The sequence below is a fragment of the Herbiconiux sp. FW305-C-125 genome (assembly GCF_058783455.1).
In genome coordinates this window covers 79,433-96,415 of sequence record NZ_JBYSYO010000005.1, presented here as the reverse complement: position 1 = coordinate 96,415, position 16,983 = coordinate 79,433, and the positions used below count along the sequence as shown (strand labels likewise).

Genomic DNA, 16,983 nt, shown 5'->3' with positions numbered 1-16,983 from the left:
TTCGAGCGTAATCAGCCGTCGCCCACCCTGCCCGGGACGCCCACCCTGCCCGGGAGGATAAAATCGGGTCACGCGCGGGAGGGGTGCCCATGGGAACGCTGGTGTACGGGCCTCAGGGGTCCGAATTCGAGTTCGACGATCGGCTGCTCGCACATCTCCGGGTGGTCATCGTCACGAAGTTCCGGCGGCGAGAGTCGTTCACCTTCAGCTGGGAGGTGCCGCGCGACAGCGGCGGCGGCCGGGTGTCGTTGTGGCTCGATCCGGCGATTCCGCTCCAGTTCCTGTTCCGCGGCAGCCGCGAGCCGTCACTCAACCGCGAATGGATCGAGCAGCTCGCAGTCGTCGCCGGCACGACGACGGGGCTGATCCCGCTCGACGAGCCCGCCTGACGGCGCACGGCCGGCCCGCGGTCGCGCCCGTGCTCAGGACACCGGCGGGCGCCAGAACGGGTCGCGCCCGATGAAGCCGAGCAGGCGCGCCTGAGCGTCGGCGTCATCGGGCACCGGCACCCGCGGACCGTACTGCCCCGACCCGCGGATGATCTCCTCCATCGGCTCCATCCCGTCGACGAGCTGGGCGCAGAAGTCGAGATCGAGCCGACCGTCTTGCCGGGTGGCGGATGCCAGATCCCAGGTGTGCATGAACACGTCGACGGTGTAGAACCGGTCGATGGCCTGCGGCAGTGGGAGGTCGCCCATGTGGGGGTTGCTGAGCATCCGTTGCGCCGTGGCGGGATCGTCGAGCAGCGCCTGCACGCCGTCGGCGTGGATGTGCCACGCGGCGGCCGGGTCGTCGGCGACGGATGGGCCGCTCGGCAGAACGACACCGCTCCCGCGCTCGAGGAACGCCGGCAACCAGCCGACGAGGTGCCCGACCACGTCGCGTGCGGTCCACCCCTCGACCGGCGACGGCGCATCCCACCCGCCGGGCGCGACGCCGTCGACGCGGGCGGTGAAGGTCGCGGCCACCTCGCGGTGCCGCTCGGCGGGGTCGGTTGGGATCATGCCCTCACCGTATCCCCCGCGACCGACATCGTCGACGACGTCAGGGCGGTGGCGCCGTAAGGAGGTCGGCGCGTTCGAGAAGATACGGGATGAGGGGCGTGAGTCCGCCCGCCCCGGGCAGTTTGCTCCAGCGCACCAGCACGGTGTCGCCGTCGACGGAGAGCAGCCCGCCGGCGCCGCGGAGACTCTCGGCGTCGAGGGCGATCGGTGTGGTGTCGTAGTTGACGGTGTCGCCCCGCTCGAACTTGCCCTGGAAGGCCGCGCGCCGGTAGTCCCGGCGTTCCTCGGCCCGGGGAGACTGGTTCGTGACCCGTCCAGGGTCGATCGCGCGGGTGACGGCGCCGACTTCGTGCAGGCCGCCTTGAGCATCCAGCAGCAGCACGCCGAGACGCCAGACCCGGCCGAGCGGCACGAGCACCGGGCCGCGGCGGACGCCGAGGATGCTCCGCCGCCGCTCGAACGCACCGAGCGCCTCGGTGCGCGCCCTGGCGGCGGTGAGCCGCCCCACGACGTCGGCGAGCGCCGCCCGGAGCGCAGCCTCGATCCCGTCGTCGCCGTCTTCCGCCCCGCCGCCACCTGCACTGCCGGTTCCCATGCTCCGACGCTACTAGCCCAGCTGCTTCGTGTGCGTCCGGGCCGCCACTGCCTCCGCATAGTCCCGTGGTCGCAGGGTGGCGCCCCAGCTGAGCAGGATCACTCCCCCCGCTCCCTGCGCCGAACCGAGCGACGGCACGAGCAGCGTCGGCGGATCGGGCCCGAACGCGATCAGCGTCATCCCGAAGGCCGCCGCAGCGAGGGCTGAGCATCCGACGACGCACGCGATCAGTCGCGGCACGCCGGCAGCAAAGGCCAGAGCGAGTGCACCTGCTGCGCTCGGCCCGGCGACCAGACCAAAGACCGCGCCGATGACGAGGCCCAACAGCGCGCCGTCGACGGTGAATCCTGCCGAACCGGTCCCGCCCGCCCACGCAGGTCTGAACAGGAGTTCGGGCACCGTGCTGATGAGGGAGTACACGATCCCGATCAGCGCACCGACGACCACACCGCCCGGTGCCGCGAGCAGAGCAGTGCGAGCGAGTGGTTGCGGGAGCCTGGGCCGACGCTGCGCCTCACGGGGCTGATGGTGCACGAGACCCTTTCGCCATAGTCGATCTTTGCTCAATTATGGCCCAATAATCGCGCGGTCGCAGGCTCGCCACCCACACCAGAAGGATGACGCCGGCGATCCCGTGCGCCGAACCGTACAGCGGCACCAGCAGCGTCGCCGGGTCGATGCCGACAGTCCATGCGACGAAACCGACGGATGTCGCCAGCACAGCGACCGCGCCGATGCCGACCGTCGGTGCGGAAGGAACTGCCAGAAGCCAGCACAGCGCGAGCGCCAGCCAGGTCGCCAGCCCGACCACGAGACCATAGCCCGCTCCCACGGCGAGCCCCACCAGCGCACCGAACGCGCCGAGTCCGGGAGAACCCGTGCCGCCGAGCCACGTCGGGTCGAACAGCAATCCCTGCACGGTGAAGATGAGCGAGTACTTCACCCCGACGACGGCGCCCACCGTGATGCCTCCGGGAATGGCGAGCAGGGCGACCCGGGCGAGTGGCCGGCGGGAGCCCCCCGTCGGCCCGCTCACCCGGTCTGTCATACTCCGCCGCCCCCGCTGCTTCCACTTGCGTGGTCGGCGACCCGCTGCCAGTAGAGCAGCCAGTTCGTGGCGGCGATGTGCGAATTCTGGAGATTCAGGAATGTCCCGAGATCGCGCATGACCTTCGCGTGCACGTACAGGTGGATGTAGCCGCTCGGGTCGTTGTACCACACGAACGTGATCATCGAACCCGCGCCGTCGAAGTGACCGGGCTGTGCGACGAATTGCATCGCCCCGCCATTCGCCGTCTGCTTCAGCACCGGCGCCGCCGTGAGCTCCAATGAGAACGGGCTCGCGTTGAGGTTGAGGATCTGCCCGTCGTTCGGGTACGCGCTTGGCGCGCCGAAGATCGGGAAGTAGCAGTTGAAGCAGCCATGGAGCAGGCGGTCGACGGCGACCTCGGACGCCATCGGGTAGCGCGCGTGGTACCCCGGCAGGGTCGCCGAGAAGTCGTAGGTGTAGTACCAGGTCGGATCGATCAGCACCGGGAAGGCCGCCCCGGCCAGCTCGACGTGCTGCGTCAGAGTCGACCCGCGCCAGCTGTAGGTGGTTGCGAGCGACCGCCCCTGCGCATCCGTCGCCCACGCCTCGCCGAGCGAACCGATGTAGTGGTGCGACGCATCGGAGAGAATGGTGTCGCCACCGGGCAACAGCGTCGGGTAGCTGCCGTCGGGTAGATCGAAGGTGTAGGAGAAGTCTTCGCCGGCCGACGAATCGGCGAGCGCGGTGAGCAGGCGCACGCCGTTCATGATCGGCTGCAGATAGGCGGCGGATGCGTCACCGTCCGCCGCGAAGACCGTCACCCCCTGCTGCTGCCGGGCCTGCCCGCGCGCCCCGTCGATGGTGAGCGAGACCGGCAGCCCGGCTCCCTCGGTCTCGGCGGGCGACAGGAGCAGCGGATGCGCGCTGTCGGTCGGCAGATCGGCCCGGAAGGGCGCCGACCCGGTCTGCGCCTGGATCGCCGCCGCCTCGGCGGGAGTGGGCGGAGCGCTCGTTTCCGCGAGCAGGTCGGGAGCCAGCCGGCCGATCAGCGCGATCGGATCGGTGATGGCGGGAGGGGCATCCGGCGGTGGAGTCGCAGCGCCGGCCGGCGTGCTGATGAACACGCTTGCGGCGGTTGCGACCACCGCCAGAGCCGGGGTGAGCCGCCGCAGCAGAGGTCGATGGGCAGAGGGCATGGGAGGGCCTTTCGTCGTGACACCGCCCCCGAGGCCCTGCCGAACGCACACAGCATATACGCATGTTGCGTTTAATGCTCATGTGCAGCGGCTGTGGTTCAGCGTGTCGCGATCGCCCCCGTCGTGGCCCCATTCGTCGGCACCGCAGCCGCCCCGCGACGGCGCAGCCAGCCGAGCTGGAACACGCCGAGCGCGAGCAGCAGCGCACCCGATGCCACCTCCGGCACGAGCTCACCGCCACCGATCCCGAAGGCCGTTGCGCCGAGCGGCGGTGCGAGGGCGATTCCGGCGTACATGGCCGTGGAGAACCAGGAGAGCGCGATGCCCGAGGTGGCCGGGTCGATCTCGATCAGCCGGTGCTGCAGCGGCAGGGTCGCTGCGTTGGCCGAGGCGCCCCACACCGCGAACAGCACGGCGGTGCCCACGAGGCTGCTCGCGACCAGCGGCAGCGCCGCCAGCGCCGCCAACTGCAGCAGCAGGGTGGCGGCGGTCATCACGCGGCTGCCGTGACGGTCGACGAGCCGGCCGGCGAACAGGTTGCCGACGACCCCCGATACACCGAAGACGAGCAGGAGCACGGCGAGCAGCGAGCTCGAGTCGTCGGTCGCCTGCGCGGTGACGGCGGAGCTGAAGATGTAGACGGCGTTGAAGCCGCAGAAGACGAGCAGAGCGGCGGCGAGAGTGAGCAGGATGCGCGGGTCGGCGAGGATCGCGAACCGTCGCCGCACCGACACCGCGTGACCGAGCGGCACCCCGCGCACGAAGAAGACGATCGCCACGGCGACCCCTGCCGCCACGCCGGCCAGCGCGTAGAGCGGGAGCCGCCAGCCGCCGAGCGATGCCAGCGCGGTACCGAGCGGGGCACCGAAGGCGGAGGCCGCGGTGAATCCGACGGCGACGAAGGCGATGGCACGCCCGCGTCGCTTGGCCGGAGCGAGAGCGGCGGCGGCCGCCGTCGCGGCGGGCACGAGAGCCGCGCCGCCCAGGGCGGCGACGAGCCGGCCGACGGTGAACAGTTCGAGGCCGGGTGCGGCTGCCGCGATGAGGGTGCCGACGGCGACCAGGGCGGTGCCGACGGCCATCAGGGTGGTGCGTGACAGGCGGGGCAGGAGGATGGAGAGCGCGGGTGCCGCGACGGCCACCACGATCGCGTAGTAGGAGATGGAGTAGCTGACCTGGTCGGGCGAGACGCCGAACGACGCGGCGATGGCGGGGAGCAGCCCCGCGATCACGAAGGCATTGGTGCCGACCACGAACAGACCGACCGCGAGGATCGCCAAGCGCGACGTGAGCCGAGGCGCGTATGATTGTTCGATCGATGTCATACGATCACCGTACCATAGTTCGATGTGCATCGAACTATTTTGTAGAGACGCGACCGGGAAGGGACGGGACGATGACGAACGACTACCCGGTGCCCGACATGGCCGACGTCGAACTGGTGGATGTGCTGCGGGCCGTGGCCGACCCCATCCGGCTGCGCATCGTCACCGTGCTCGGCGACGGCGAGCCGCACTCCAAGAGCGCCCCCGACTGGGGTTTCGACGTGCAGAAGTCGACCCTCGCGCACCACTTCAAGGCGCTGCGGGAAGCGGGGCTGACCCGCACGATCGTCGACGGCCGCACGCACGCCATCCAGCTGCGGCGCGCCGAGCTCGACGCGCGGTTCCCGGGCCTCGTCGCGGCACTGGTCGAGGGCGCGCCGCCGGCCGGCTGAGCCGGCGCGGGGTTGGCTGCTACTCCGGGTCGCAGTGGCTGAGGTCGGTCTCGGCGAGCGGGTCGCCGTCGGGGATGACGTAGGTGACGAGCAGCACGACGTCCTCGGTTCCCTCGTTCTTGCCCTCGTGTACGTAGTGCGCGCCCTCCACGATCGAGTCGCCGGCGTGGTAGACGTGCACACCACCGGGGTAGATGGGGGCGTAGTGCGTGAACTCGCCCTGCTCGACCACCGCGATCAGCTGACCGTCGTGACAGTGCTTGCCCGTACCGGCGCCGGGGTGGATGGTGATGCGCCGGAACGCCACCTGCGTCGGGCCGTCGACCTCCACGTCGACCGCGGCGTCCTGCTCGCCCTTGCCGAGTTCTTCCACCACGACGGGCGCGTCGGTCGCGGGGGCTGACGGCGTAGGGCTCGACGCAGCGGGGCCGGCTGCGGGTGAGGAGCTCGGCGCGCCGGCCGGCGTCGCCCCCGCGCATCCGGCGAGGCCGACGGCGACGGTGAGGGCGACGGCCGAGGCGAGCACGGCGACGGATGCGGGGCGGAGCTTCACGGCGAACCTCTTCGTTGGGGACGGGCGAGCCACGGCACCACCGTCACGGCCACCACCGCCGAGCGTGCGATGGTGCGAAACACCTGATCATCGTGACAGAGGGCCGCGCCGTGGGCGGCTCCCCCGGCACCCCCAGTTCGGGGAAAGCGCATAACGAGTCCATCTCGACGGCGCGTCAGCCCCCGCGTCACCGGCGGCGCTGCCTACCCTGATCACGGATGCGGACGGACGGGGGCGCATCCGTCGGTCGCCGGAGATCCAGCCGGTGCGCGACGACGATTCCGTCCGGAGTGATGATGGCAACGACCAGGGAGCGACTCGAGCGTCGATGGACGCCCGGGCGCATCGTGCTGCTCGTGCTTGCTGTCGTCGCGACGCTGCTGCTCGTGGCGGCCGGGTTGGCGCTGTGGTGGCTGCCACCCGTGCTCGCCGAAACCCCCCGCGAACGATTCGAGGCACCCACTCGGGTCACGGTTCAGGATGCCGGGGGCAGCGCCGGCGTCGAGGTGTCGGCCGGCTGGGTCGCGCTCGGCGTGGGCCCTTTTCTGCCCGAGGATGCGGCAACGCTCGTCTCCCCCGACGGCGTCTACCGGGTGACGCTCGGGCTCGCGCCGCTGCCCGACACGTCGTCGGCATCGGTCGAGGCCGTGCAATCCACCCTGCTCGCGGCCCACCCGGCCGGCGTGCCGACCTCGGCATCGGCCGCGGCGCCCGCGTCTGCTGCGTCCACAACCGCGGCCGCGACCGCGCCGGCAGCCACGGTCGCACCCGCGTCACCCGCCCCCACCGCGACGGCGACAGACCCGCTGCCCACCCGCTGGAGCGAGGAGACACTGACCTCCGGGGTCACCGTCCGCTACATCGACGTCGTCTCCGGCGACTCGACCACCACCCTCGTGGTCCTCCTGCCGAGCCCGGTCGGCGGCGCGCCCGGCCCCGCACTCGCCCTCTCGCTCGTCGCCACCACACCCACGACGGATGCGCCTCGCTACCGCACGGTCACCGCCGACCTGGCGGCATCCGCGGCCTTCGCCGTCGCGGCGCCCGCGTCGACGCCGCCGCCCACCCCCTCGTCGGCGCCTCCGGTCGCATCCTCGTCGGCCCCTCCGGCCGCATCCCTCCCAAGCCCTCCGGCTGGAGCCACACCATGACGGCCCCAGCACCGCGATCGGCCCCAGCGCCGCAGTCGGCACACGCACCAGCACCAGTTCCCGCACCGCGATCGGCACCAGCACCAGCGCCAGTACCAGTTCCCGCAACGCGATCGACCCGAGCACCGGGATCGGGATCGGCGTCAGCGTCGCGATCGGTGCCAGCGCCAGCGTCGCGGTCAGCGGCGACACCGACGCGGGCGTCAGGCCCAACCGGCCGACTCCGCCCGTTCAGCGCCGGGCGCCGGCGCGCCGCGACTATCGTCGCGATCGCCGTGGCCGCGCTGCTCAGCGGGTGCGCCTCTCTGCCGGCCGCACCGCCCTGGGCACCGCGCGACCCCGCGCCGGCCGCACTGCAGCTCGGCGCCGCCGCCTCCGCCGGCGACCCCAGCGGCCCCGACGCTGCCGGCGCTCCCGCGGACCCGAGCGCCCCCGGCCTCGACGTGCGCCTGCTCTACAGCGACACCTCGGGGGTGGCCGCTCGCTGGGGCGAGATCCCCGGCAACCAGCCGTTCACCGACACCCTGCGCGGCCGCGTCACCGCCGCCATCGCCGAGCACACCGCCGCCACCGGCACGCCCTACACGCCCGCGGCCGACGCCCCGGGCATCCCGCCCGAATCCCGCGGCTGCGTACCGGGCTCCGCCACCCGCCCCGCCGCCGAGCTCCTCGCCGACCCCGCGTTCACGCCGCCCGGCGGCGGGCGCACGCTCACCGTCACCTGCGAGGTGGTCGCGGCCGCCGGCTCCGTGCTCGTCGAGGCGCTGCGCATCCTCACCGCCGACCAGGGCCAGGTCATCGCCGACGCCACCACCGTCTACTACGCCGACACCGCCGGCGCCTTCGTCACGACAAGCGACACACTGCTGAGCGACGACGGTCTCCGCACCCTGCTGCGACTCGTCGTGCAGTCGCTCAAAGTGCGTGCCGGTGCACTGCAGCCCGACATGGTGCAGAGCGTCGACGACTTTCCCATGGACCAGCTCCGCGCGCTCTCCGCCCACTTCTCCTTCGCCGCCGACGGCGCGCTCGTCGTGCACCTGCCGAGCGACTTCACCACCCCCGAACTCGACCGCCTGGCCGATGCCGCGCGCGACCGGCCCGACCCGTTCTTCGTCACGGTCCCGGCCGCGACCGCCACCGGGCTCCTCACTGAAGCGGGCGCGCAGGTGCAGTCGGTGCTCGCATCCGGAGCCCCGCTCACCCTGCCGCCCGCACCCTGGCGGGGTGCCGAGTCGGTCGACTGCGATCTGTTCGCGTGCGTGGCCGTGACCTTCGACGACGGCCCCGGCGCCGACACCGCAGCCGTGCTCGACGCACTCGATGCCCGTCGCGCAGCCGCGACCTTCTTCCTCCAGGGCGTGAACGTCGGCCGCTACCCCGACGAGGTGGCGCGGATGCACGCCGAGAGCCACGAGATCGGCAACCACACGTGGAACCACCCCGATCTCACGAAGCTGCCCGATCCCGACATCGCCGACCAGCTCGTCCGCACCGGCCAGGCCATCAAGGCGGTGACCGGGGAGCGCCCGACCACCTTCCGGCCGCCCTACGGCGCGGTCGACGCCCGGGTGCTCGCCCAGACGGAGCTCCCCGCCATCCTCTGGACGATCGACACGAACGACTGGCAGCTGCCCGACGACGACGTGCTGCTCGACCGGGCCGTGGGTCAGGCAACCCCGGGAGCGATCATCCTGCTGCACGACGTGCACGAGAACACGGCGCGCATGACGCCGGCCATCCTCGACGGGCTGCTCGGCCGCGGCTTCACGCCCGTGACGGTGCAACAGCTGCTCGGCGGCACGCTGCCGCCGGCGCACACGACGACCTCGCGCGGCTGATTCATACAACCAAAAGGTTGTGCGATTCGTCGGGGCTCGCTAACGTATAACCAAATGGTTGCACAACTGATGAGCGAGACCGACGCGGATGCGGTCTTCCACGCCCTCGCCGACAGCACGCGACGCGATATCGTGCGTCGCACCCTCCGGCGCGAGCAGTCGATCTCGAGTCTCGCCGAGCGCTACACGATGAGCTTCGCCGCCGTGCAGAAGCACGTCACGGTGCTCGAACGCTCGGCCCTCGTGGTGAAGCAGCGGCGCGGAAAGGAGCAGATCGTGCGAGCGAACCTCGACACCCTGCACCGGGCCACACAGCTCCTCGACCAGTTCGAGGCCATCTGGCGCGACCGGGTGCAGCGGATGGCTGCGCTCCTCGCCGACGAACCCGTCGTATCCGCGACTCCCCCCTCCAGCACGAAAGGAACGACCGATGCCGGTCATCAGCACTGAGAAGAACACCGAGGCTCTCACCCTCACCTTCGTCGCCGAGTTCGACGCCGGCGTGGACCGCGTGTGGCAGCTCTGGTCCGACCCGCGCCAGCTCGAGCTCTGGTGGGGCCCGCCGACCTGGCCCGCCACGTTCACGCAGCACGACCTGGTGGTCGGTGGCGAGTCGCACTATTACATGACGGGGCCGGAGGGCGATGAGGCGCACGGCTGGTGGCGCATCACCGAGGTCGACGCACCCACGCATCTGGCGTTCATCGACGGCTTCGCGCACGACGACGACTCGCCCGATGAGACGATGCCCCTGATCCGCCAGTCGGTGCAGATCGACGTGGTCGACGGCCGCACCCGCATGACGACGGTGAACGCCTTCGAGTCGGTCGAGCAGATGGATCAGCTCGTGCAGATGGGGATGGAGGAGGGGATGCGCCTGGCGCTCGGCAAGATCGACGACGTCCTCGGCGCCGCGACGTCCTGACGTCTCACCGCAGTCGCACGACCTGCAGGATGCGCCGATCGGGCCCGACGAGCTTCAGCACCCGCACCGTCGGCGCAGGCGCACCCTGGTAGCCCAGCATCACCTCGAGCGGGAGCAGTGTGCCGGTGGCGGTCGCGACCAGCGGATAGACGCGACCCGTGTCGTCACGCAGGGTCGGGGCGAGCTGCAGCAGCTCGGCCGGAAAGGCATCCGTCAGCCCGAGGAAGCGCAGCACGGTGAGGGTCGACGTGATCTCGATGAACGAGAACACGTAGCGCGACCCCGTGGCGAGCTCGTCGAACCGGTCGACGATGATCAAGCGCGGTCTGCGCACGACGGGGCCTCGCGTCTCTCCGCGCGCCCGTCCCGGCGACACCCTAGCGCGCATCCTGAGCATCCGTCAAAACGGCCGTTCCGGGTAGCCTGACAGCATGGCGACGTATCGCATCGTGATCGAGCTGGAGGTCGAGGTCGACGACGAGGACGCGTTCAAGGACGCGCAGATCGTCGACATGGATCCGCGGGCGATGGCGCTCTCCGACGCCGACGACGAGTCGGTGACGCGCATGGTGACCGGCGCGATGCTCTTCGACACGCACTGGCGCCGCCGCGGCCTCAACCCGCGCCTGCGCTCGAGCGGCTGGCGGGTGCGCGACGCGGCGGGCGGCTACCTCGAGCACGTCTTGCCCGCCGAGCCGCCCGCGTCCGCCGAGCCGCCCGAGTCCCCTGAGTCCCCTGAGTCCCCTGAGTCGCCCGCACTCTGAGCGCGCCTATGCCCGGGGGCCGGGCCCGCCCGAGCCACCCGAAGAGGGGCTACAGCACTCTTAACCGACACCTGTAGTCTCCTCGCACGGTGCGGATGCGCGTTCACCCGGCGCGTACCCGGCCGCACCGACCCGAGCCCTCCGCTCTCGACCCGATTGCGATGCCATGAGCACACCGCTGCCGCCCGCCGGCTGGTTCCCCGATCCGAGCACCCGGCCGTGAGCGCTGGTGGGACGGCACCCGCTGGACCGACGGATACCGCGCCGCCCTTCCTCCGGCTGCTCCCCCGCCCGTCGCGGCATCGTCCGTGACGCGCGGTCGCCGCTGGCGCCCGACGTCGGCCACCTGGATCGTCGGCGGCGTCGCGCTCCTGGTCGGTGTCATCGCCATCCCCGGCAGTGGCGCCGGCGGATTCCTGGTGGGCGTCGCCCTCTTCGTGCTCGGCGGCGGCATCTGGACTCTCGTCACCGGCCGCCCGGGCTGGCTCAACCTTCCGCGTGCGCGCGGGGCGGGCGGCGGCGCGCTCGGTGTGGCTGTCGCGGTGCTGCTGCTCGGCGCGGTCGTCGCGCCGCATCCGTCCGGCCCGTCGACGGGAACGGTGGTGGATTTCGCCGCCGTGGGCTCGGCTCCGGTGGCGGGCCCATCGGGCTCAGGCGCGGCATCCTCTGCGACCGGGACGCCGACACCCACTCCGACGCCGACGCCGTCACCGAAGCCCGTCGTCACCGTGACCACGGTGGACGTGCCCGAGCAGATCCCGTTCGGGCACACGAGCTACGACGAGCCGGCCCAGGAGGTGGGAACGAACGTCATCGTGACGCCCGGCGTCCCCGGCACGAAGGTGACGACCTGGCAGGTGACGCTGGTCGACGGCGTGGAGAAGGGGCGGACGCTCGTCTCCGAGACCGTGACCGTGCCTCCCGTCGACGAGGTCACCGCGGTCGGCGTCGGCCAGCCCGCACCCCCACCCGCGCCCGAAGCCGAGCCGGCACCCGATGAGGGCGGCGGATGCGACCCGAACTACAGCGGGGCGTGCGTCCCCATCGCGTCCGACGTCGACTGCGCCGGCGGGAGCGGCAACGGGCCGGCGTACGTGCAGGGACCGGTGACCGTGATCGGCTCCGACATCTACGACCTCGACCGGGACGGCGACGGCATCGCCTGCGACTGAGGCTGCGCCGGGCAGTCGCGCGTCGTTCTGCTCAGGCCAGCGGGCGCAACTCGGCGGGGAGGGGCCAGGGCAGCTCGTACTCGACGAGGGATGCCGTGATGTCGCCGTAGTCGTCCTTCTTCACCCGGATGCGCCGCGTGCTGACCTCGGTCAGGCGTACCCGGAGCGGCGAGCCGTCAGCGCGCTCGAGCTCGAACGGTTCGGCGAGGTAGCGCAGCCCCGCCTCATCGAGCAGTTCCTCGGCGGCGAACCAGTCGAGCGCGGCGCTGATCTCCCGGCCGAGCAGGTCGATGACGACGAAGCCGTCGCCCTCCGGCCGCATCCAGCCGAGGAGTTCCCTGTCGCCGCGGCGGTGTTCGATCCATCCGTCCTGGTCCACCCTCCGACGCTAGCGCACCGCGCATCCGGCCACGCATCAGCGGCACATCCCGCAACGACGGACTGCGCGGCCGCTGCCGGGCTGTGACTCCGTCGGCCCAGTCATCGGGCCGCGATCTCCGTCGTTGCGGACGCCGAATCCGTCGACACGGGTGCGCGGGCCGGCCCCGCTCCACCTTCCGCACTGCGCCCGACGGCAGTAGGGTTCCGGCATGCCCGAGCCGTCGTTCCAGCCTCAGCGATTCGACCTGCAGACCGACCCCGCCGCGCTCGACGACCTGCGGCGGCGCCTCCGGGCCATCCGCTGGCCCGACCGGCTCGACGAGGGCGGCTGGGGGCTCGGTGCCGACATCGATTACCTCCGCGAGTTGGTGCGGTACTGGGCCGAGGAGTTCGACTGGCCGGCTCAGGAGGCGGCGCTGAACCAGCTGCCGCACTACCGGGTGACCCTCGGTGAGCCCGCGCCGCTCAGCATCCACTTCGTCCACGCCCGCGCGGTGGCCGCGCCGGGTCTGCGACCGCTGCCGCTCGTGCTCACCCATGGCTGGCCCGACTCGTTCTGGCGGTACAGCAAGCTCATCCCACTGCTCACCGACCCGGGCGCGCACGGCGCCGACCCCGCCGACGCCTTCGACGTCGTCGTGCCCGACCTGCCGGGCTACGGCTATTCCGAGCGGCCCACCGACCGGCCGCGGAGCTCGCTCGACGTCGCGCACCTCTGGGCGGAGCTCATGACCGGGCTCGGCTACGAGCGCTTCGGCGCGAGCGGTGGCGACATGGGCAGCCATGTCAGCCGTTACCTCGCGCTCGAGTATCCCGAACGGATGCCCGCGGTGCACCGCACCGACGCCGGCGTTCCCCGCCCGCTCGGCGACGGCGCCGAGCTCACCGTCGAGGAACAGCGGTGGATCGACGACGGCGCACGCTGGCTCGCCGCCGAGGGCGCCTACGGTGCGATGCACCGCACCAAACCGCAGACGGCCGCTGTGGGGCTCACCGATTCACCGGCCGGTCTCGCGGCGTGGATCGTGGAGAAGCTCCGTTCGTGGAGCGACTGCGGGCCGGACGGCGATCTGTCGAGCGCCTACAGCAACGACGAGATCCTCACGAACGTCATGATCTACTGGCTCACGGAAACCATCGGCTCATCGATGCGGATGTACCACGCGAACGCCGCCCTCCCGCCCGAGCAGCTCGCACGCCGCGTGGAGGTGCCGAGCGGCTTCTCGCTGTTCCGCAGCGACATCCTCACCCCGCCGCGGGCCTGGCTCGACCGCAGCGCCAACACGGTGCGGGTGACCGAGCCCGAACGGGGCGGGCACTTCGCCGCCTTCGAGCAACCCGCGCGCTACGCCGAGGAGCTGCGCGACTTCTTCCGCCCCTACCGCGCCGTTTAGCGCAGGCAGCTCACACGGCTCAGACGGCGCGGATGCGCGGGTCGTCCTCGTTCCACTTCTGCACCGACTGGACCACCCAGAACACGACGAAGAGCCCCAGCGCGATCGCCTCGCCCACGAACAGCGGCGAGGGCGTCACCTCGACGGCGAGCCCCGAGCCCACCACGACGATGAGGCCGAGCAGGTCGACCACGAGCGCGACCGCGATGACCCAGTACGCCACCCGCAGCGCGGCGGGAAAGCGCCAGGTGGGGTGGTCGGCCGGTTCGATCGCGTTGGCGACCGCGACCCCCGCGATGAGCCCGAAGAACACCACCGATGCGGCCAGGTGCGTCGATGCCAGGAACGCCTCGCGCTGTGCCGTCCAGGCCATGAAGACGACGACCAGCACCGCGATCGCGATGGCGAACGACGGCACGAGCGACCGCACGGCCGCCCACCCCTCCCGCGCGGCGCGCACCGACGCCACGACGATCGCGACGACCACGGCTCCGGTGCCGACGATGAGGTAGGTCCAGACGCCGATCTCGACGTCGGGCAGCACCGCGGAAGGGATGCAGGTCGCCGCCGCACCGCAGACGTCGTCGGCCGCCCCCGGCGACTTCGACGGCGTGAGCAGGGTCGGCACCAGCGCGATCAGCGGCGCGAACAGGGCCGCCGCGTCGAGCAGTGCCCGCTGCACGCCGCGCCCCGAGAGCGCGAGCATGCCGAGGGCCGCCGCCACCAGGGCCCCGACCAGCACGTTGCGGGCGGGTGTGTAGTAGTAGGCGCTGATCGAGACGAGCACGCCGTCGTCGATGGTGACGAGCGTGACCGCCACCCCGATGAGCACGACGGTCGCCGCGATGCCGAGCCGCAGATTGCGGTAGGTGAGCTGCAGGGTGGTGCTGGCGGCCACGGGCGATCCTCTCGTGCTGCTCAGCCGCCCCGAGCGAACGGATGCGCAGCTCCTGCCATTCGACCACCACACCCCGCTCGACGCGAGCACCGCCGCGCCACCGGCCGCACCGGGCGGCCCAGTCGTACCGGCCGGCCCAGGCGCACCAGGCGCAACGTCGCCCCAGCCTGCGTCAACGCCGCGGCCCGCGTCAGCGCCTCAGCCCGCGTCGCCCACCGCGACGACGCGACCGCCGGCGTGCACGTCGTAGAGTTCGTCGCCGGCCCGCAGCCCGCGGAGCACCGCGTCGGGGTCGAGCGCCGCGACCGCCGGCCTTCCCGCATCCGGCCCGCCCACCGACAGAGAGCCGTCGAGCGCCACGGCCGCCCCGAACAACGACTCGATCACGAGCGCGACCCACGCACCCGACGACGAGCACGCCCAGTCGGTGATGTACGGCAGCTGCGGCGGTGCCTTGCGCGCCCCGCCGTTGATGCCGGCGGGCGCCTCCTCCACGAAGTGCGCCTGACCGGTCGGTCCCTGATTGGTGGAGCGCACGAGCCCGCCGATCCACTCCGTCGCCACCGCCGGCGCGCCGAGCGCGACCAGTGCCCGCGCCGCATCGGCGGGCCAGGCCGGGTAGGCGCCGTTCCACTGGTGGTCGGGCCGCACCGAGAAGCTCGCGTCGGGGTCCCACGGCGAGAGGGCGCGCATCCAGTTGTCCGTCTGCAATTCGCGCTGGAAGAACGCCACCATCTCGGCCCGCAGCTCGCCCGGCAGGTCACCGGCGATCGTCGTGCCCACGACGTTGAAGTCGTAGCAGTGCCGCACCGGGAGCCGGCTGCCGTCGGGCTGGCGGGCGACGAAGTGACCTGTCCCGGGGTCGTAGAGGCCGAGCACGTCGCCGACGAGCGCGGACGCATCGGCCCGCAGCGACGCCGCGAGCGCCTCGTCGCCCGTCAGCGACGCCACCTCGGCGGCGGTGCGCAGGCACCACACGTTCGCCGCGTTGAGGCTCGCCACCTCGTGCGTGTAGGAGCTCACGCACTCGAGCAGGTTGTCGATGCCGCCGTAGTCGGCCAGCGGGCTCGTGCCGCGGAGCCCCTGCCAGGCGAGCGCCCAGGAGTGCAGGTGTTCGCGCACGGTGCGTCCGTCGGCCATCTCCTCGTCGAGATACCCGCGGTCGCCGGTGAAGCGCACGTAGTCGTTCACCAGTCTGGTCATGGCGTAGTCGTTCACCGAGTACCAGCGACCCACCGGGCCGCCGGTCAGCGACGAGGTGCCGAAGTGGGTGTGGATGTCGCTGCCGATCCAGTGCGTCAGCTGCCGCTTCATCTCGGCCGGGTCGAGCAGGGCGTGCGACACCGAGCTGAGGCTGTAGTCCCAGATGAACGTGGTCGTCGACCAGTAGTTCGGCATCAGCGTGTCGTAGCTGCGGCCGAGCACGTTCCCCGCGAACTCGCGCCGGAACCAGATCACCCCGAGCGCGCCCCACCAGTACAGCCGGCGCAGGTCGTCGGATGCGGTGTCCAGCACCGGCAGATGCCCCGAGTACTCGGTGTTCCCGGGCGTGAAGATCGCCTCGAGCTGCCGGTTCCACAGCGCTTCGGATGCCCGCACCGCTCCGGGCACGTCGGCCGCCACCCGCGCGAACACCGCCTCCGCCTCTGCGCGCGAGGCCGCGATCGCCTGTACGAACCCGAACCGCGCGCTGCCGCCGGTCAGGTCGAGCGCGACGGTCACCTCACCGCCACGGCCCATGCCGCCGATCCCGATCTCGAACCCCTCGGTCTCCCCCACCGGAATCCCACTCAGCCGCACCTCGCTCGGGACATCGACCCCCTGCACACTCCACGCGCCCCCGGCCGGGTCGCCGAACACAAGGGCCGAACTCGTCGCCACGACGCTGTTCGTCGCGTCCGGCGGCTCGGCGTCGAGCCAGGCCCGCCCCGCATCCGTCACCCGCGCGTTGAGCGCGAGCGCGAACGTCGCCGACGTGCGCCCGCCCGCGGAAGCGGGCGCGAGGGCCGTGACCGCGACATCCACCGCCACCGCGGTCTCCCCCGGCACGCACACCGTGGTGGTGACGATCCGCAGCCCGTTCACCTCCGCGGTGCGCACCACCCGGTCGGCCCGCCACTCGTGCGTCACCGGAACGCCGTACGACTCGAACACCCGCCCGTCGACGAACAACACCCCCGTGACGGCGGCGCCCTGCGCGATCGGCGGGAAGGTCGCCGCGCCCACGGCCGTCAGGTCGTGCTCGACCCGCACCGTGCCCAGGAAGTTCGTGAGCCCGGCGGGCGCGATCATGTCGTCGTAGTGGTGGGTGACCGGGTCGGCGGCGAGGTCGTCGACCGTGGGGATGAGCGGGTTCGGCATC

At 71.9% G+C, this 16,983-nt stretch carries 20 protein-coding genes and 1 pseudogene; 10 read left to right on the top strand and 11 right to left on the bottom strand.

Annotated features, from left to right (window positions below):
• Positions 1 to 89 precede the first annotated feature (89 nt).
• Positions 90 to 389, top strand: a complete 300-nt coding sequence (locus AC3WLB_RS13985) for a DUF7882 family protein (protein ID WP_492506944.1) — start codon at positions 90 to 92, stop codon at positions 387 to 389.
• Positions 390 to 422: 33 nt separating this feature from the next.
• On the opposite strand, the gene AC3WLB_RS13980 is transcribed toward AC3WLB_RS13985, so the two are convergent.
• From AC3WLB_RS13980 to AC3WLB_RS13955, 6 genes are all read right to left on the bottom strand, one after another.
• The gene (locus AC3WLB_RS13980) at positions 423 to 1,004 is read right to left on the bottom strand and encodes a TIGR03086 family metal-binding protein (protein ID WP_492506942.1); all 582 of its coding nucleotides are present in this window, start codon (positions 1,002 to 1,004) and stop codon (positions 423 to 425) included.
• Between the two features lie 40 nt (positions 1,005 to 1,044).
• Positions 1,045 to 1,599, bottom strand: coding sequence for a hypothetical protein (locus AC3WLB_RS13975; protein ID WP_492506940.1), 555 nt, complete (start codon positions 1,597 to 1,599; stop codon positions 1,045 to 1,047).
• Between the two features lie 12 nt (positions 1,600 to 1,611).
• Positions 1,612 to 2,133, bottom strand: coding sequence for a hypothetical protein (locus AC3WLB_RS13970; protein ID WP_492506938.1), 522 nt, complete (start codon positions 2,131 to 2,133; stop codon positions 1,612 to 1,614).
• On the bottom strand, positions 2,114 to 2,635 hold the full coding sequence (locus tag AC3WLB_RS13965) for a hypothetical protein (protein WP_492506936.1): 522 nt from the start codon (positions 2,633 to 2,635) through the stop codon (positions 2,114 to 2,116). The genes AC3WLB_RS13970 and AC3WLB_RS13965 overlap by 20 nt, the downstream gene beginning before the upstream one ends.
• An 8-nt stretch (positions 2,636 to 2,643) precedes the next feature.
• Entirely contained in the window at positions 2,644 to 3,825 is a 1,182-nt protein-coding gene (locus tag AC3WLB_RS13960; protein WP_492506934.1) for a hypothetical protein, read from the bottom strand.
• A 98-nt stretch (positions 3,826 to 3,923) separates the two neighbouring features.
• Positions 3,924 to 5,150: an MFS transporter gene (locus tag AC3WLB_RS13955; RefSeq protein WP_492506932.1), complete on the bottom strand. Its 1,227-nt coding sequence runs from the start codon at positions 5,148 to 5,150 to the stop codon at positions 3,924 to 3,926.
• A gap of 71 nt (positions 5,151 to 5,221) precedes the next feature.
• On the opposite strand from AC3WLB_RS13955, the gene AC3WLB_RS13950 reads away from it, so the two are divergent.
• Complete coding sequence (locus AC3WLB_RS13950) at positions 5,222 to 5,542, top strand: ArsR/SmtB family transcription factor (protein ID WP_492506930.1); 321 nt, start codon at positions 5,222 to 5,224, stop codon at positions 5,540 to 5,542.
• Positions 5,543 to 5,561: 19 nt separating this feature from the next.
• Here AC3WLB_RS13950 and AC3WLB_RS13945 read toward each other — a convergent pair whose 3' ends face one another.
• Positions 5,562 to 6,095 (bottom strand): cupin domain-containing protein, encoded by a 534-nt coding sequence (locus AC3WLB_RS13945; RefSeq protein WP_492506928.1) that lies wholly within the window; start codon positions 6,093 to 6,095, stop codon positions 5,562 to 5,564.
• 296 nt (positions 6,096 to 6,391) lie between these two features.
• Here AC3WLB_RS13945 and AC3WLB_RS13940 point away from each other — a divergent pair, with 296 nt between their 5' ends.
• The 4 genes from AC3WLB_RS13940 to AC3WLB_RS13925 all read left to right on the top strand — a co-directional run bounded on the left by AC3WLB_RS13940 (position 6,392) and on the right by AC3WLB_RS13925 (position 10,012).
• Positions 6,392 to 7,246, top strand: a complete 855-nt coding sequence (locus AC3WLB_RS13940) for a hypothetical protein (protein ID WP_492506926.1) — start codon at positions 6,392 to 6,394, stop codon at positions 7,244 to 7,246.
• Positions 7,247 to 7,521: 275 nt separating this feature from the next.
• Positions 7,522 to 9,087 (top strand): polysaccharide deacetylase family protein, encoded by a 1,566-nt coding sequence (locus tag AC3WLB_RS13935; RefSeq protein ID WP_492506924.1) that lies wholly within the window; start codon positions 7,522 to 7,524, stop codon positions 9,085 to 9,087.
• 69 nt (positions 9,088 to 9,156) lie between these two features.
• The gene (locus AC3WLB_RS13930; RefSeq protein WP_492506922.1) at positions 9,157 to 9,537 is read left to right on the top strand and encodes an ArsR/SmtB family transcription factor; all 381 of its coding nucleotides are present in this window, start codon (positions 9,157 to 9,159) and stop codon (positions 9,535 to 9,537) included.
• Complete coding sequence (locus AC3WLB_RS13925; RefSeq protein WP_492506920.1) at positions 9,518 to 10,012, top strand: SRPBCC family protein; 495 nt, start codon at positions 9,518 to 9,520, stop codon at positions 10,010 to 10,012. The genes AC3WLB_RS13930 and AC3WLB_RS13925 overlap by 20 nt, the downstream gene beginning before the upstream one ends.
• A 4-nt stretch (positions 10,013 to 10,016) precedes the next feature.
• On the opposite strand, the gene AC3WLB_RS13920 is transcribed toward AC3WLB_RS13925, so the two are convergent.
• A complete protein-coding gene (locus tag AC3WLB_RS13920; protein WP_492506918.1) occupies positions 10,017 to 10,346 on the bottom strand; it encodes a hypothetical protein in 330 nt (109 codons plus the stop codon).
• A 97-nt stretch (positions 10,347 to 10,443) separates the two neighbouring features.
• Here AC3WLB_RS13920 and AC3WLB_RS13915 point away from each other — a divergent pair, with 97 nt between their 5' ends.
• From AC3WLB_RS13915 to AC3WLB_RS13905, 3 genes and pseudogenes are all read left to right on the top strand, one after another.
• The gene (locus tag AC3WLB_RS13915; RefSeq protein ID WP_492506916.1) at positions 10,444 to 10,776 is read left to right on the top strand and encodes a hypothetical protein; all 333 of its coding nucleotides are present in this window, start codon (positions 10,444 to 10,446) and stop codon (positions 10,774 to 10,776) included.
• A 203-nt stretch (positions 10,777 to 10,979) separates the two neighbouring features.
• A pseudogene (locus AC3WLB_RS13910) lies at positions 10,980 to 11,048 on the top strand (DUF2510 domain-containing protein); the annotation flags it as partial.
• Positions 11,049 to 11,084: 36 nt separating this feature from the next.
• On the top strand, positions 11,085 to 11,948 hold the full coding sequence (locus AC3WLB_RS13905; RefSeq protein ID WP_492506915.1) for a G5 domain-containing protein: 864 nt from the start codon (positions 11,085 to 11,087) through the stop codon (positions 11,946 to 11,948).
• 31 nt (positions 11,949 to 11,979) lie between these two features.
• Here AC3WLB_RS13905 and AC3WLB_RS13900 read toward each other — a convergent pair whose 3' ends face one another.
• Positions 11,980 to 12,327, bottom strand: coding sequence for a hypothetical protein (locus AC3WLB_RS13900; protein WP_492506913.1), 348 nt, complete (start codon positions 12,325 to 12,327; stop codon positions 11,980 to 11,982).
• Positions 12,328 to 12,538: 211 nt separating this feature from the next.
• Between AC3WLB_RS13900 and AC3WLB_RS13895 the strand changes: the two genes are divergently transcribed.
• Positions 12,539 to 13,723, top strand: coding sequence for an epoxide hydrolase family protein (locus AC3WLB_RS13895; RefSeq protein WP_492506911.1), 1,185 nt, complete (start codon positions 12,539 to 12,541; stop codon positions 13,721 to 13,723).
• A gap of 19 nt (positions 13,724 to 13,742) precedes the next feature.
• Here the strand turns inward: AC3WLB_RS13895 and AC3WLB_RS13890 are convergent, their stop codons facing one another.
• Both AC3WLB_RS13890 and AC3WLB_RS13885 read right to left on the bottom strand, forming a co-directional pair.
• Complete coding sequence (locus tag AC3WLB_RS13890) at positions 13,743 to 14,621, bottom strand: hypothetical protein (protein WP_492506909.1); 879 nt, start codon at positions 14,619 to 14,621, stop codon at positions 13,743 to 13,745.
• A gap of 198 nt (positions 14,622 to 14,819) precedes the next feature.
• On the bottom strand, positions 14,820 to 16,982 hold the full coding sequence (locus AC3WLB_RS13885) for a glucosidase family protein (RefSeq protein ID WP_492506907.1): 2,163 nt from the start codon (positions 16,980 to 16,982) through the stop codon (positions 14,820 to 14,822).
• Position 16,983 lies beyond the last annotated feature (1 nt).

Bases quoted from the DNA above. Each gene is read 5' to 3' on its own strand.
- AC3WLB_RS13940 (WP_492506926.1), top strand. From the start codon at position 6,392: ATGGCAACGACCAGGGAGCGACTCGAGCGTCGATGGACGCCCGGGCGC.
- AC3WLB_RS13885 (WP_492506907.1), bottom strand. From the start codon at position 16,982: ATGCCGAACCCGCTCATCCCCACGGTCGACGACCTCGCCGCCGACCCG.
- AC3WLB_RS13895 (WP_492506911.1), top strand. From the start codon at position 12,539: ATGCCCGAGCCGTCGTTCCAGCCTCAGCGATTCGACCTGCAGACCGAC.
- AC3WLB_RS13985 (WP_492506944.1), top strand. From the start codon at position 90: ATGGGAACGCTGGTGTACGGGCCTCAGGGGTCCGAATTCGAGTTCGAC.
- AC3WLB_RS13930 (WP_492506922.1), top strand. From the start codon at position 9,157: ATGAGCGAGACCGACGCGGATGCGGTCTTCCACGCCCTCGCCGACAGC.
- AC3WLB_RS13955 (WP_492506932.1), bottom strand. From the start codon at position 5,150: ATGACATCGATCGAACAATCATACGCGCCTCGGCTCACGTCGCGCTTG.
- AC3WLB_RS13950 (WP_492506930.1), top strand. From the start codon at position 5,222: ATGACGAACGACTACCCGGTGCCCGACATGGCCGACGTCGAACTGGTG.
- AC3WLB_RS13975 (WP_492506940.1), bottom strand. From the start codon at position 1,599: ATGGGAACCGGCAGTGCAGGTGGCGGCGGGGCGGAAGACGGCGACGAC.
- AC3WLB_RS13915 (WP_492506916.1), top strand. From the start codon at position 10,444: ATGGCGACGTATCGCATCGTGATCGAGCTGGAGGTCGAGGTCGACGAC.
- AC3WLB_RS13925 (WP_492506920.1), top strand. From the start codon at position 9,518: ATGCCGGTCATCAGCACTGAGAAGAACACCGAGGCTCTCACCCTCACC.
- AC3WLB_RS13980 (WP_492506942.1), bottom strand. From the start codon at position 1,004: ATGATCCCAACCGACCCCGCCGAGCGGCACCGCGAGGTGGCCGCGACC.
- AC3WLB_RS13960 (WP_492506934.1), bottom strand. From the start codon at position 3,825: ATGCCCTCTGCCCATCGACCTCTGCTGCGGCGGCTCACCCCGGCTCTG.